General features: G+C 45.4%; 18 protein-coding genes and 2 pseudogenes. 10 read left to right on the forward strand and 10 right to left on the reverse strand.

The window, feature by feature from the left end; all coding sequences use genetic code 11:
- Positions 1-100 precede the first annotated feature (100 nt).
- From SLS51_RS24755 to SLS51_RS21625, 4 genes and pseudogenes are all read left to right on the forward strand, one after another.
- A pseudogene (locus SLS51_RS24755) lies at positions 101-574 on the forward strand (VENN motif pre-toxin domain-containing protein); the annotation flags it as partial.
- A 271-nt stretch (positions 575-845) separates the two neighbouring features.
- Entirely contained in the window at positions 846-1,319 is a 474-nt protein-coding gene (locus SLS51_RS21615; RefSeq protein ID WP_110086564.1) for a PM0498 family protein, read from the forward strand.
- Positions 1,320-1,357: 38 nt separating this feature from the next.
- Positions 1,358-2,200: a hypothetical protein gene (locus tag SLS51_RS21620; protein WP_323840616.1), complete on the forward strand. Its 843-nt coding sequence runs from the start codon at positions 1,358-1,360 to the stop codon at positions 2,198-2,200.
- A gap of 14 nt (positions 2,201-2,214) precedes the next feature.
- On the forward strand, positions 2,215-2,562 hold the full coding sequence (locus tag SLS51_RS21625) for an immunity 8 family protein (RefSeq protein ID WP_011147859.1): 348 nt from the start codon (positions 2,215-2,217) through the stop codon (positions 2,560-2,562).
- A gap of 52 nt (positions 2,563-2,614) precedes the next feature.
- Here the strand turns inward: SLS51_RS21625 and SLS51_RS21630 are convergent, their stop codons facing one another.
- The 6 genes from SLS51_RS21630 to SLS51_RS21655 all read right to left on the reverse strand — a co-directional run bounded on the left by SLS51_RS21630 (position 2,615) and on the right by SLS51_RS21655 (position 5,703).
- Positions 2,615-2,842 carry a SymE family type I addiction module toxin gene (locus SLS51_RS21630; RefSeq protein WP_011147858.1) on the reverse strand — a complete coding sequence of 76 codons (228 nt, stop codon included), beginning with the start codon at positions 2,840-2,842 and terminating at the stop codon, positions 2,615-2,617.
- A gap of 72 nt (positions 2,843-2,914) precedes the next feature.
- Positions 2,915-3,100: a hypothetical protein gene (locus SLS51_RS21635; RefSeq protein ID WP_323840608.1), complete on the reverse strand. Its 186-nt coding sequence runs from the start codon at positions 3,098-3,100 to the stop codon at positions 2,915-2,917.
- Positions 3,101-3,159: 59 nt separating this feature from the next.
- Positions 3,160-4,665, reverse strand: coding sequence for an IS66 family transposase (tnpC, locus tag SLS51_RS21640; RefSeq protein WP_323840609.1), 1,506 nt, complete (start codon positions 4,663-4,665; stop codon positions 3,160-3,162).
- 63 nt (positions 4,666-4,728) lie between these two features.
- The gene (gene tnpB / locus SLS51_RS21645; RefSeq protein WP_105397050.1) at positions 4,729-5,064 is read right to left on the reverse strand and encodes an IS66 family insertion sequence element accessory protein TnpB; all 336 of its coding nucleotides are present in this window, start codon (positions 5,062-5,064) and stop codon (positions 4,729-4,731) included.
- A complete protein-coding gene (tnpA, locus tag SLS51_RS21650; protein ID WP_323840610.1) occupies positions 5,058-5,360 on the reverse strand; it encodes an IS66 family insertion sequence element accessory protein TnpA in 303 nt (100 codons plus the stop codon). Before tnpA ends, tnpB begins: the two co-directional genes overlap by 7 nt.
- Positions 5,361-5,442: 82 nt before the next feature.
- Positions 5,443-5,703 carry a hypothetical protein gene (locus SLS51_RS21655; RefSeq protein ID WP_323840611.1) on the reverse strand — a complete coding sequence of 87 codons (261 nt, stop codon included), beginning with the start codon at positions 5,701-5,703 and terminating at the stop codon, positions 5,443-5,445.
- 139 nt (positions 5,704-5,842) lie between these two features.
- Between SLS51_RS21655 and SLS51_RS21660 the strand changes: the two genes are divergently transcribed.
- The 4 genes from SLS51_RS21660 to SLS51_RS21675 are packed head-to-tail and all read left to right on the forward strand — an operon-like array spanning position 5,843 to position 7,443.
- Entirely contained in the window at positions 5,843-6,034 is a 192-nt protein-coding gene (locus SLS51_RS21660) for a hypothetical protein (protein ID WP_323840612.1), read from the forward strand.
- A gap of 39 nt (positions 6,035-6,073) precedes the next feature.
- Complete coding sequence (locus SLS51_RS21665; RefSeq protein WP_323840613.1) at positions 6,074-6,898, forward strand: hemolysin BL-binding protein; 825 nt, start codon at positions 6,074-6,076, stop codon at positions 6,896-6,898.
- Positions 6,895-7,263, forward strand: a complete 369-nt coding sequence (locus SLS51_RS21670) for a hypothetical protein (RefSeq protein ID WP_214090511.1) — start codon at positions 6,895-6,897, stop codon at positions 7,261-7,263. The genes SLS51_RS21665 and SLS51_RS21670 overlap by 4 nt, the downstream gene beginning before the upstream one ends.
- Before the next feature lie 33 nt (positions 7,264-7,296).
- Positions 7,297-7,443, forward strand: coding sequence for a hypothetical protein (locus SLS51_RS21675; protein WP_323840614.1), 147 nt, complete (start codon positions 7,297-7,299; stop codon positions 7,441-7,443).
- 173 nt (positions 7,444-7,616) lie between these two features.
- On the opposite strand, the gene SLS51_RS21680 is transcribed toward SLS51_RS21675, so the two are convergent.
- Positions 7,617-8,237, reverse strand: coding sequence for a TetR/AcrR family transcriptional regulator (locus tag SLS51_RS21680; protein WP_323840615.1), 621 nt, complete (start codon positions 8,235-8,237; stop codon positions 7,617-7,619).
- A gap of 115 nt (positions 8,238-8,352) precedes the next feature.
- On the opposite strand from SLS51_RS21680, the pseudogene SLS51_RS21685 reads away from it, so the two are divergent.
- Positions 8,353-8,580: pseudogene (locus SLS51_RS21685) on the forward strand (phosphoenolpyruvate hydrolase family protein); the annotation flags it as partial.
- 482 nt (positions 8,581-9,062) lie between these two features.
- On the opposite strand, the gene SLS51_RS21690 reads toward SLS51_RS21685, so the two are convergent.
- Positions 9,063-9,425, reverse strand: coding sequence for a hypothetical protein (locus SLS51_RS21690; RefSeq protein ID WP_065823520.1), 363 nt, complete (start codon positions 9,423-9,425; stop codon positions 9,063-9,065).
- Between the two features lie 255 nt (positions 9,426-9,680).
- A complete protein-coding gene (locus tag SLS51_RS21695) occupies positions 9,681-9,905 on the reverse strand; it encodes a helix-turn-helix domain-containing protein (protein ID WP_021324429.1) in 225 nt (74 codons plus the stop codon).
- 258 nt (positions 9,906-10,163) lie between these two features.
- Between SLS51_RS21695 and SLS51_RS21700 the strand changes: the two genes are divergently transcribed.
- On the forward strand, positions 10,164-10,718 hold the full coding sequence (locus SLS51_RS21700; protein ID WP_058589720.1) for a transcriptional regulator: 555 nt from the start codon (positions 10,164-10,166) through the stop codon (positions 10,716-10,718).
- Between the two features lie 197 nt (positions 10,719-10,915).
- Here SLS51_RS21700 and SLS51_RS21705 read toward each other — a convergent pair whose 3' ends face one another.
- Entirely contained in the window at positions 10,916-11,074 is a 159-nt protein-coding gene (locus SLS51_RS21705; RefSeq protein WP_021324431.1) for a hypothetical protein, read from the reverse strand.
- Positions 11,075-11,872: the final 798 nt, after the last annotated feature.

Genomic DNA, 11,872 nt, shown 5'->3' on the forward strand with positions numbered 1-11,872 from the left:
TCCGGCGGTGAACGCACATTGGAAAAAACGGGTGGTAACTGGCTGAGGGCATTAGGAAAATCGGCGTTCGGTCATCAACGTCGCAATGGAATGCGTTGTTGTGGAGAATAACTATCTGAGCAGTAAGCAGATAGATGACTGGTCCGCTGAAATGAAATCCTGTCAGGTTAATGGTGGTGACTGCGGCAGGGTAATTAAAAAGTATGAAGAGTTAAGTACAGCCCAACAGCAACAGCTTATCAGCGACTGTGCAAGCAGTCCGGCGATTTGCCAGCAGAAATACGGTGGTGTACTGGCCGATAGCATGGCAGTGAAACAGGCTATTGATCGGGCGATGGGTGAAGATACCCCGATCAAAATGGTTTATGACCTGACAGCGACTTGGGCGCACCAGATGGATGCCGATGGTGTGATTGCCAGTAATAAAGTGTCTGAGCAGATCATGGCGAAATATGGTCTTGATCAGGTTCAGGCAGATATTATTGCAGGTGTGGCGTTAAGTGCGCTGGGTGGGGTGAGTAAGGCAACTAAAGGAAATATAAAACCTAAGCCTGATTACACCTTAAATAAAGATGGGGCGATGCTTGGAATTAATGGTCCAACTGTTCCAAGTAAAACCTTATGGATGGGAAAAGGAAAAGAGAGAATAGATGTTGAAAACCCTGCACCAGGAAAAAGAGCAGGTCAGATACACTATCAAGATAGCAATAATAATAAATATTATTATGACCCTATTACACAAACTTTCCCTGGAGCACCTAAAAGCGTAAATGACAAGTTGAATGATCCTGCTTTTAAAAATTCTATTGAAAAAGGCATGAAAAAGTATTTAGGGGAAAAATGATATGTTAATCAATAAATTAATGAGTGTTCAACTTGGAATGGTACATTGGGATGATATAGAGGAAATAAGCCTTTCATCGGAGCTCAATGAGATAGTTACTCAGGGTTTTGTTGAAATGGATGGGTGTTTTTTGTCCAAAAAATTACTTTCATATTGTCAATCTAATTCACCTAGTAATTTTGAGGATGAAATTGCTTTTGAGTGTTTTGTAAATTCTATTCATATGGAGGATTATGTAAATGAAAAACACTTTGAATATTCAATTGTTTTTAGTAATTCCGTAATTAATAAATGGAATAAAGACCATGCTGATAATTTGAATTTTATTATATCTCTGGATGATGAAACGCTATTGCCGACAATCAAATTTCATTTAAGAAGAGAAGGCGCTTCATGGTTAAATGAAGATAATCTTGATTCAAGTATTCAAGCAGTCTTAATAACCACGGATGAAATTACTTATAATAAAGTCTGATTCAGATAATTGAGAATAACTATCTGAGCGTGAATGAGCTGGACAGTTTTGCGCACCAAGCCCGCATCTGTGAAGGCGAAAGCTGTAAGCAGGTGATCAAGGAGATGGTAGAGACTAATATCCGTAATCAGCAGGAAATGATGGACTTCTGCAACAGCAACCCGACCCAGTGTGCGCAGAAGTATGGTTATCTGGTTGATCAGTGGCCGGTGTTTGAACGTACCCTCAAAAATATGGACCGGGATGGCACATTGCCGGTTGAGTTCAAAAATTACCTGTCGGCGGTGAATACGTTAGGTCAGGCGGCCACAGGCAAGGTAGGCGAACTCGGCTGGACAAAACGCTTTGAGGCGATGGGCATGAGTCAGGAGACTGCCGCTGCAATGGCGATGACGCTGCCTATTGTGATGGAGGGAGCCAAAGGGCCGAAGTCGTCACCAAAATCATCGCAAAATAATGCCGGCAAAGATGCTCAGCCTGAGTTAGCAGGGAAAAACACAAGTGGTGCGGAAAATGCGGCAACTTATCCGAAGTTAAAAGAAGACTTGGTGCAACGAAACCTCAGTCATATTGCTTCGCAAGATCCAAGGTTGGCGGCTGTAGTTAAAGGTGATAATGGTAAGCTCAATTATGGCATTGGCACTGGAACTCGAACAGAAGCGGATAGATTAGGCAAAATCTGGGTAGGAGATGGAGCCAAGAAGACTACCGGGAATGGCTGGGTTAGTGCGGATGGTACGAGAGGTTATAGGCCGCCATCAGAGAAACCTAATAGTGCCCATGCCACTACTGGTGTGCAAGCCAACTTTGAAACTTATTCTATTGATTCTAAAGGAAAAATAAATAAGACTGGAAACGGTCATTTAAATATTCTGGATTAAAAGAGGATGCATTAGTGAAAGCAGTACTAAAAGGCATAGATTGTATGCATAAAGATCCAGTTATGTACTCCGGTGAAGATGACGGAACTATTAATATAACCTTATCCCTATTAATCGGGCCAGAGTTGGAAAGTGGGAGTGAATATTTTGATCTTTTTATCTGTACACCTGAATGGCTGTGTAATCATCATTGGCAGCCGGAATTGATACGTCATACGCTTCTGGTACGTGAGTATAATTTGGATGAAATTAAAAAGACCATTACAAACTATATCGATCAGTGCGAGGGGCAAGATTGGATGGAGATAGCGCAAAAGCTATCTCGTGTCTTTGCCTGGGAATATGAGGATTATCAACCTTAACCTGTTGTTATCCAAAGGGTCCAGCTAAAAAACTGGACTCTTCCTTTAGCCGTCAGTCATTCTCAGCCAGTTGAATGATTAACTGTCCGGCTTCGCTGGTAATAGTGATCGGCTTCCCTGTGGTAAAGCCCAACGCAGCCAACCAACGTCCCTTAATGGTGAGCTGCGGGTACGGATTGGGCTTGCCCCGGTTAGGCCGGTAGCCCACGGTGTAATGCCGTGGCTTTACAGCCTGCACTTTAGTTGTAATGGTTTTTGCTTTAGAATCGCATTTAGCCATGATGAACTACCTCTGATAGTTGGTGATGGTTAGCGGCGCTGGAGTGTTCCCGCACTTCAGCGCCGTGCTGTGTTAACTCTCTTCCTTCGCTGTTGTTGAAATACAGGCCATTGTGCCGGCAATCTGAGTTTTGATGATCATTGCATCCAGCAACTCCTTAATAACCTCCTGCTCATACTGCGGCATACGAGAAATTGCCTCAAATTGATAGCGCAGCCGCTCACTAGGCCCGCGCTCCTGTTCATCAAAAACCAGCATATCCGCACTGACACCGAGCGTAATACTCCGATCATCTCACCTTGACAAAAAAAGCGAGTTTAAGCAAAGCGATTCTCAGGCCAGGGCAACAGCTCATTCAACCGATTGTTCGGCCAGACAGGCAGCCGGCTGAGGACATCACGTAACCAGACCCAGGGCTCATGTCCGTTGGCTTTGGCCGTTTCCAGCAGGCTCATTATCATGGCCGCCCGTTGCCCCGCGGCCAGTGAACCCGCAAAAAGCCCGTTCTTTCGGCCGAGCGCCACACCCCGGACCGCATTCTCCGCCCGGTTGTTGTCTATCGGCACCCGCCCGTCATCCAGATAACACACCAGCGCCGACCAGCGCTTCAGCGTGTAATCTATCGCTTTGCGTAACCCAGAGTTGGGGGCCGTTTGGGTCTGTATCGTTTGCAACCAGGACCGGAACTCATTCAGCCACGGCCGGGCATAACGCTGCCGCCACTGACGCCGTTTATCCGGCGGCCGGTGTTTGATTTTTCGCTCCAGCTTGTACAGGTCACGGATGCCATCCAGCGCCTGCTTCGCCACCGGACTTTGGCTCGCTTTGTATTGGTCAAAGAATTTGCGGCGGGCGTGAGCCCAGCAACCCGCTTCGGTGATATCCGCCCGGGCATGCAGCGCGTTGTAACCGGCATAATCATCCGTCACCAGCGTGCCGCCCGACCAGTCTTTCAGCAGGCTCTGGGCATAACGGCCGCTGCGGCCGGGATGCAGCTCATAGTACACCACTGCCGGCGAGGTATCGGGGCCGGTGACAGACGTCCACAGATAAGCCCGCCGGGTCTGGCCTTTTCCCGGGGACAGTATCGGCAACGGGGTCTCATCGGCATGCAGCACCGGGGACGTCAGCAGTGTCTGCTTCAGGGCATCGGCCAACGGTTGCAACGCCACAGCCACCTGCCCCACCCAGTCCGACAGGGTGCTGCGGGCCAGGGTTACGCCGCTGCGGGCATAGATTTGCTGCTGACGGTAAAGCGGCAGGTGGTCACGATATTTGGCGACCACCACCTGAGCCAGCAACCCCGGCTCTGGAAGGCCCTTTTCAATCAGGTGGGCGGGTTGGGCTTTAGCATGCACACACTGACAGCGCGCGCAGCTGTACTGCGGACAGACATAACGCCGGACAACAAACGTCGCGGGGCGATATTCCAGCCGCTCACTGATTTCATCACGTAAAAAGCGCAGAGCATGACCGCAATCCGGGCAACTCTCCGTCTCCGGCGCCAGCCGGATATCTTCACGGGGTAAAGTCGCCGGCAAAGGCTGACGTTTAGGATGAGACGCGGGCGCGTTTTCCTTGATATGCAGGCGTGACAACTGGGTTTCCAGCACCGCGATATCGGTATCGGCATCTTCCTCAAACTGACTGCGTTTGGGACCGGCAGGCAGGGTTTCGCTGTGCGCGCCAAAACGCCAGCGTTGCGCCTGTTTCAGGGCGTCTTCCAGCTGGCGAATATAATCACCTTGTTGCTGAAGCAGCGCCAGTGCCCGCAGGCGGAACAGGCCGGGGTCATCCAGCGCGATTAAGTCATTGAGCGTCATGCCGACAGTGTACCGGATAATTCCCCGTCGTTATCCGGTAAAAGTGTGACCGGGGTAGCGGAATTAGCTTCGCCAGCCGGACAGGTCATCTCCCTCGACTTGTTGCCAGTGAATGCCGCGGATGAGCCAGTCAAACTGGGCGGGCGTCATCACCCAGCTGCGCTCACCCTGCTTCGGCCAGACAAAATGGGCCCGGTGCAGACGGCGGGTACACAGCCAGACGCCGTGTCGGTCCCAGCGCAACACCTTGAGACGGGAGCGGGCCTTGTTGCAGAAAATAAAAGCGGCTTCGTCCTGCCAGCGCAAATTCAGTCCCTCCAGGTGCTGGGTCAGGGCATCAATGCCCCGGCGCATGTCGACGGGCTCTCGCACCAGAAAGAGCTGTTGCGGTTTCAGCATCGGGCCAGTACCCGCATCACGTCAGGCAACAGCGTCAATGGACAGGCGATGGCATAGCCGTCTGGGGTATGCAGGGTAACGGTGCGCGCGTCGTCAGGCTGGAGTGAAACCGGCAAGAGGGCGGGCAGTGTCTGGCTGAGAGGTTGGCGCATTTTGTTACTGTCAGTAATCCAGTCACGGAAAGCGGAAAAACTCAGCTGATGCTGCTGGCAATACTGTTTTCGGGTCAGGTCACTGTGGCGCCATTGGGTCACATGGTGTTGTTTTTGCTCCGGGGTATATCGACTACGGCTCATGATTCCTCACAAGGTTAAGACAAAAACCTAGCGTGCATGAACCGAATGAGAGGAGCAAGGTGAGTTCACCGGACGTTTACGCTTAATGCGTATAATTGGCATTATGTCTTGCGCCCCCGCGGGTCGGCATTGCGGGGAGTGGCGCACAAGGCTGACGCCTTCTGCTGCCAGCCGCTGAGCCAGTCCTCGGCAAAAACCCGTGTTCTTCTTTAGCTGCCGTGCCAACGTCCGGCCAACAACCCTGAAGGCAGGTCGGCCTGCGGCCTCCGCTCATTGACTTCCCCCCGCCCCAACCCCGCTGCACTGGCTGCGCCCGGTTCGCAGTCGCCGGCTCCTTGCTCATTCCCGTGCTCGCCATCTCCGCCCCGTGCAGCCCCCGGGGGCTTCCCTGAACAAAACAAAACCGCGTGGTCATGCAAGGTCATACGCAAACCGAAGCCACTGTGCCTCAGAGCGTCGCAGGGGCGCCGCTTGCGGGCTCTGTGCCGCCCGCGCCCGCAGAACGGGCGTCCGCCGCCCAAGCGAGTTGGGCGACGTTCGCCCGTTGCCGAAAAAGGCGCTACACTGACAATGGCACGGCGGGAAAAACCGGCGTTCAGGGGCGAAAAGCGCGTCAGGGGGTTTTGGGTCCGGCGGTGAACGCACATTGGAAAAAATGGGTTGTAACTGACTGAGTGCGCAGGGAAAATTGGTGTTCGGTAATCAATTTCGCAATGGAATGCGTTGTTGTAGACAATAATCATCTAAGCGTTGACCAGAATCGTTCAAGGAGTGAGGAACTAGTTAATTGTCAGGGTGATACCAGTTGCCGTTCTGCCGTTAGGGATAAATACCGACAGGAATATGACAAGGTTCAAGAGCGGATAACAACTTGTTCAGGAGCTGACCAGTGCGTTGCTGTTGCCAAAGAGTTGCGGGCATTACAAGGTGACTATAGTGCGCGAATAGGCGAAATTCAGGAAAAAGCCAGAATGCAGGGGCTGGATTCCCTCACACCAGCGGAAGTACGGGAATGGGCTGATTTACGGGGTGCTATGTCGAATATTGACGCATCACGGAATTTAGTGCTCCATCGTGCCCAAGTCACTGGCGGTTCAGAAGAAACGACCCAGGAAATCATGAAGATTATGGGGCAGACGGGAATTGCGGCGTCTGCGGGAGTAGCTGGAGAGATCAGTAAATCTGGAGCAAAAGGCCGCGGGGATGTCGGAAAAGGCAAACAACCATATCAACCGAATCAGGGAGCAGTTGGTAATATGGGCGAGTTCTTCAGGCAGCCGGGGTTTGGGAGCGAAGCGAAAGCAGGCTCACAAAAAACCAGTAAAATATATCAAGGGCAAACGGTTTATAAAGCATCAAAGAACATTAATGATAATATCCGTAAAGGTGACCAGTTCTATCTGGATAATAAACATAAAAATCATCTTGAAGTTTTTGATAACAAAGGAAACTTCAGAGTTGTGTTAAATATGGATGGCTCCATTAATCTGGACAAAACGAGGATTGCAGAAGCTGAAAGGCGGAAATTACTAAAATGATTAGTGAAAATTATTTCGATGAATTAAAAAATATTTATCTTTATCTTTCAAAAGAGATATCAGAATGTCCAATAGATCAAGAAGATCTATTGATTGACTATGAGGATAAACAAGATGCTTTATTTGAACGAAATTTCGAGTTACTAAAAAATGCAAAGGAGTTACTAAGGCAAGCTAAGTTAAATGACGACAAAATCGCAATGCAGGCGGCGTTAGTTTATGTCAGAGTATATGCAATGGGACTGTCAAGTTTTTTTGATTCTTTTAAAGAAGATGCCGACTCTTTGCTAAAGGCTTCCGATTGGCCTGGCATCCCGGAGAATTACCAATTTCCAGAATGTTACAATTATCTACTTAGTAAATAGCATCAATCCCGGTTAATCTGAACTGTACCCCAAATGTTAGGTAATCATCCGACATTTAAAGGGTGCAGTTCATTACGTCTGGGAAAAGTGGCTTATCAGGCTAAAAAATCGGTCACGGTAGGGGTTGCTGGTAACGGCTATTCCTACCGCGACCGATTGAGAAGACCCGCTTTGATTTAAGATTCAGCGCCTTTAACCAAAGCGGGTAACTCTCTTCTTTTCAAATCGAAGTATCAGATCTAATCTGAACTAATACACCACTCACAAAATGTACAGGCCCATACACCAAAAGAAACTTTTACCGGGCCTCGTGCCCAGTTTCTTTACCCTTGTGTTAAAAAATGGCCTTCGGATTATTTTAGCTCCTCATTAATGACCTGCCGAACAATCAACTTTGCAGCCCAACTCGTTAAGTTGATGATTTCATCATTTTCTAAACCAAAAGTATCTTTCAGAATAGTCATAGCCTCTGTACCATATAAAACTGAAATCAACATAATAATCTTATGTATTGTGTCATCTTTAAGCTGACCTTTTAAAGGCGCTAACGCCGTAGAAAGTGTCTCTTTACGGTTACTTTTTTTCTTCAAAACAGGTCGTTTGTGGTTATCTTCACCGGATAAAGATTCCTGCCAGCGTAACTGAGAAATGCGTAAAGCATCCCTCATCAGTGCCTCATTGGCTTCTATTTCTTCATAACCCCATCTTAATAATTTCTCAATATTGTCCTCTGCATCATCGCCCATAGGGGGGATAACGAATGATCCAATGACTTGTTTTACAACATATTCGACAAAATCACTGTGGGTTGAAAAGTAGCTGCGCAACGTGACCTTCGCATATTCAGCTTCATTAGCAATCTCTTCAGGAGACGGAAATTTTTTTTCACGATATAACTTCAGAGCTGAATGAGTGATACGTTCCAGGGTACGACGCCGGACTGGTGACAAATTTTCTTCATCAAACAGGATCATTTAACCCCCTTAAAGTTTTAACCATATAGCATTCACAATAAAAAATATCACTAATGATAAAAAATAACTTGCATGTTGTAAAATATTACAATAGGTTTACATTCGTCTTTGATCTTGTATACCAATCATTAATGCTTGTGCTTCGGCAGCTAAAACTATCCGAAATGACATTATTACTTTGTGTCACGGTGGCCCAATTTCGGAACCGGAAGATGTCGCTTATATTTTGGCTCATTGTCCCAATTGTCATGGGTTCTATGGAGCGAGTTCAATGGAGCGTTTGCCAACAGAACAAGCCATCAAACACACTATCCAGAAATTTAAAGAAATTAATCGGAGTTAATGAGAATTATACTTAAGCTATGTGGAAACTTAGTACTGCAACCGTAATATCTGTTACGGTATGACGACGCATTGTTTTCTTTTCCTCAAAATACGGAAAGGTATCCAATATGCCATACCCAGCCAACATATGCCTGTCTGGCTCCTTTATTTCATCCTACCAGGCCGCAACAACTCAGCCTCACTTGTCTCCGGGGCTTACTCAGCAATGTTAACGAAAAAATGTCTGAACAAAAGCCCCAGCCGCATCACGCTAAGTTGCTGATCAGGGGCAGTCAGCAAACTGCTGGAGCCGCTGTATAAGACACTGCGTCGGTATGCCGGGAAAAGTGCACGGTGACGACATCCCGGTACCACCTCAGGCCCTGGGAAGGGGAAAAATCGACCCGATGAGTATCGACAATATCGAATACCCTGTCGGCGATAATTTATGCCTTTAAACCGGAAAACCATCCAAAAATTTTCCGGTTTCATTTGAAAAAACTATTTTATTTCGTTTTTCAAAGCCCTACGGTGACATTCACCACTCGCTTTTTCATGCAAAGTAAACAACATCGGTAATAAAGAACTCAACGCCTCTAGGCTATGCCCGAGCTGACACAAACTCTCTGGCGTAAATTCATGGATGTTATTACTGGCAAACGACAACATTGAGTCACCAAGAAAAGTTACACCATGACACATGCCCATAGTATTTTCTTTGGATGATTCAATTAACTGACACAGTACAGTATCGCTAATACATGAAAAATCCAGTGATGCAATTGCATCCGACATGGCAGACCATAAGATATCCAGATCAGGTATATTACTGTCGTCGAGAATGTCTGGGATGCTACTGTGCATAATATTGCTTCTCAATTGATTTAGAAAAAATTAAAACCAAAGAAAAGTCTGTAAACAAGGTATGTGCTTCGGTTTCTACATTAGATTGCGCGTTAAATGTATAACGCTTTGAGTATGAGGATATGTTACTATTCCTATTAGCCATAGCATTAGTTCCGATAATGTTGTGGTCAGACGCTCTGATTGTGTTGCTTCACTTTCAGAGCGTTGCTTTTATGGCTCCTATAGCAGCCACCATATTTTTTCTCTTCGAGATCAATATCCCTTCCTTCTTTTCTGATAACGGGAAGGCCAGATTTCATCAGGCTTCTGTCCCAATGCATTCGCAATGATTGTCTCACCTTTGTGCCAAGGACGCTGTAAGGCATTGGATAATGTTGACGATGCCAGTCCAGCTTCCCGAGAAACGGCAGCCAATGACGTTCCTTTCTTCCTTAATGCAGCAATAATATCGGCCGGGTGCCAATCTTTTTTCTCCACAAGAATTCTCCAAGCAGGTATAACTATTTAATAACATTGTAAAACAAAAAGTAACTTCGCTGCTTTAAGCTCTGCTAATGGTATGTTTTACTTCAATCTATATTTCAATTACTCTAAAAAGATATCAGTGCAGATAATCCTTGGAGGATCATTCACTGCTGTAGATTATCGTTCTATAAATAGAAAATTTCAACCATTATTTTCTATTTATAGATATTATTGATCTTTAAATAGAAATTCATTCGTAAAAAGGAAAATATGAACAATAAGACTAACGAAGCTACTTTCCTTGAAGAAGGAAAAGAAACCTTTAAAAACAGGTTAAAACAGCTTCTTAAAGGAAGGAGTCTTCGAGCTGCTTCAACAGAATGGCAAATACCTTATTCGACGTTAAATAACTACTTTGATAAAAAGACACTACCATCTCTATATGTAGCTCAGAAAATCGCTAGAATAGAAGGTGTTTCTTTGGAATGGCTAGCTTCTGGGACTCCGAATGAAAAACCTACTGATGATTCCCAAAGAGACGACACAGGCTATGGATATGATGAACTAAAAACAGCATGGTCCCTCATTTTAGATTCTCTTGATGTCAAAGAAGCAAAAACATTAATTAATTTAATGCATCGAAAAGGTATTGAAGGGATATTAACCATGATCCATGAAAAGCAAGATATCGAAGAACTTATTGATAAGCTTAAAATTAGATCAAATTTGAAACAAGCAATCAAAGTAGCTCTTGATGGGAATGAATCAACAGATAAAGAAATTTTGCGTTACATTACTACCCTGATAAGTCAAGAAAAAAATTAAACACCGTCAATTAGTGATCATAATAGTGTAGAGCTAAGCACAAGGTATAGAATGACGATACCTTTCAATTCTCGCTTAATCAGGCTAAATAGCCAATTAAGAATGCAGTACATTTAAGAAGCAGCACGGAGAAATGAGTGTGCGAGTATTAAAACAATTGGATAGAACACCCAAAGAATAATTACCAACCTAGCAAGCTAACGAAAAAAGCAGCACTCAACGATAACAGGACGCTTTGTTAACGTACCTGTACGTTCAGCCAGATCAAAAGCAGCCTTAGCTCGACGCATGCCTTCAATTTTGCGCTCTTTTACGGACATTTGCTTAAGTTCAGAAATTCGGCGTTTTGATTGCATAACCTTCCCCTATCATCACTCAGTACTACAAGCTATAAGAACCAAAAATCTGTGTTTTTTTGATGTTCACAATGCTGAGAAACCACATGACTTAAAGCTTTCCTATGAATGTACCTTCTGTCAAGACAAAAGATGTACTATTATAGTACTAACAAATGCCAACATATAGGATTTCCGTATACTAATTTTTTCCCTTTAATTAAGAAGAACGAGAAAACCCTTGTTGATTTCTCAACAAGGGTTTATCCCAAATATTTTTCGGCATCAGCAGCATGATTTCCATCATCTGTGACCCTAGCACGTTACTGGCGGCAATAGCCGCAACCAGCAGAGAGAATGCTACAGCAACAAACAGATAGCGTCAAGCATCCTGCGGCAAAAACAGCAGCCCGGTTATAAATCACAAAGAATGGAAAAGAGGAAAATGAAAAGTATAGGTGAAATATCACAATCATTATTATATTATTTTAAATCATGTGAGAAAAGGATATGAATTACAATGACCGTCAAAAGTGTTCTAATGTCAATATCAGAAAGACGTATATCAACTTACAAAAGAGGCTTTAACACAGAAAATGAAGCTGAATGTTTAGGACTCTATATATGGAATAAAAGGCTCTGCGCCACTTTCTTTCCTGTATTACAACTTTTAGAAGTTTCGCTAAGAAACAGTTTATACTATGGTCACTTCATATACAGGATCTTAAGAATTAAGTCGTTCAAAACACGCATCCAATGTTTTGTTTTTAGACGACTTTCTTTGCGGTGTTTTGAATGCATTCTGGGATAAATAGGCTT

Source organism: Photorhabdus africana, assembly GCF_035181445.1.
Classification (GTDB): Bacteria; Pseudomonadota; Gammaproteobacteria; order Enterobacterales; family Enterobacteriaceae; genus Photorhabdus; species Photorhabdus laumondii.

What these genes read in the sequence shown, in the direction of transcription:
- SLS51_RS21635 (WP_323840608.1), bottom strand. Translation starts at nt 3,100, where the DNA reads ATGCTGGTTTTTGATGAACAGGAGCGCGGGCCTAGTGAGCGGCTGCGC.
- tnpA (WP_323840610.1), bottom strand. Translation starts at nt 5,360, where the DNA reads ATGAGCCGTAGTCGATATACCCCGGAGCAAAAACAACACCATGTGACC.
- SLS51_RS21705 (WP_021324431.1), bottom strand. Translation starts at nt 11,074, where the DNA reads ATGCAATCAAAACGCCGAATTTCTGAACTTAAGCAAATGTCCGTAAAA.
- SLS51_RS21670 (WP_214090511.1), top strand. Translation starts at nt 6,895, where the DNA reads ATGATTAGTGAAAATTATTTCGATGAATTAAAAAATATTTATCTTTAT.
- SLS51_RS21665 (WP_323840613.1), top strand. Translation starts at nt 6,074, where the DNA reads ATGGAATGCGTTGTTGTAGACAATAATCATCTAAGCGTTGACCAGAAT.
- tnpB (WP_105397050.1), bottom strand. Translation starts at nt 5,064, where the DNA reads ATGCTGAAACCGCAACAGCTCTTTCTGGTGCGAGAGCCCGTCGACATG.
- SLS51_RS21680 (WP_323840615.1), bottom strand. Translation starts at nt 8,237, where the DNA reads ATGATCCTGTTTGATGAAGAAAATTTGTCACCAGTCCGGCGTCGTACC.
- SLS51_RS21690 (WP_065823520.1), bottom strand. Translation starts at nt 9,425, where the DNA reads ATGCACAGTAGCATCCCAGACATTCTCGACGACAGTAATATACCTGAT.
- tnpC (WP_323840609.1), bottom strand. Translation starts at nt 4,665, where the DNA reads ATGACGCTCAATGACTTAATCGCGCTGGATGACCCCGGCCTGTTCCGC.
- SLS51_RS21630 (WP_011147858.1), bottom strand. Translation starts at nt 2,842, where the DNA reads ATGGCTAAATGCGATTCTAAAGCAAAAACCATTACAACTAAAGTGCAG.
- SLS51_RS21675 (WP_323840614.1), top strand. Translation starts at nt 7,297, where the DNA reads ATGTTAGGTAATCATCCGACATTTAAAGGGTGCAGTTCATTACGTCTG.
- SLS51_RS21655 (WP_323840611.1), bottom strand. Translation starts at nt 5,703, where the DNA reads ATGAGCAAGGAGCCGGCGACTGCGAACCGGGCGCAGCCAGTGCAGCGG.
- SLS51_RS21700 (WP_058589720.1), top strand. Translation starts at nt 10,164, where the DNA reads ATGAACAATAAGACTAACGAAGCTACTTTCCTTGAAGAAGGAAAAGAA.
- SLS51_RS21615 (WP_110086564.1), top strand. Translation starts at nt 846, where the DNA reads ATGTTAATCAATAAATTAATGAGTGTTCAACTTGGAATGGTACATTGG.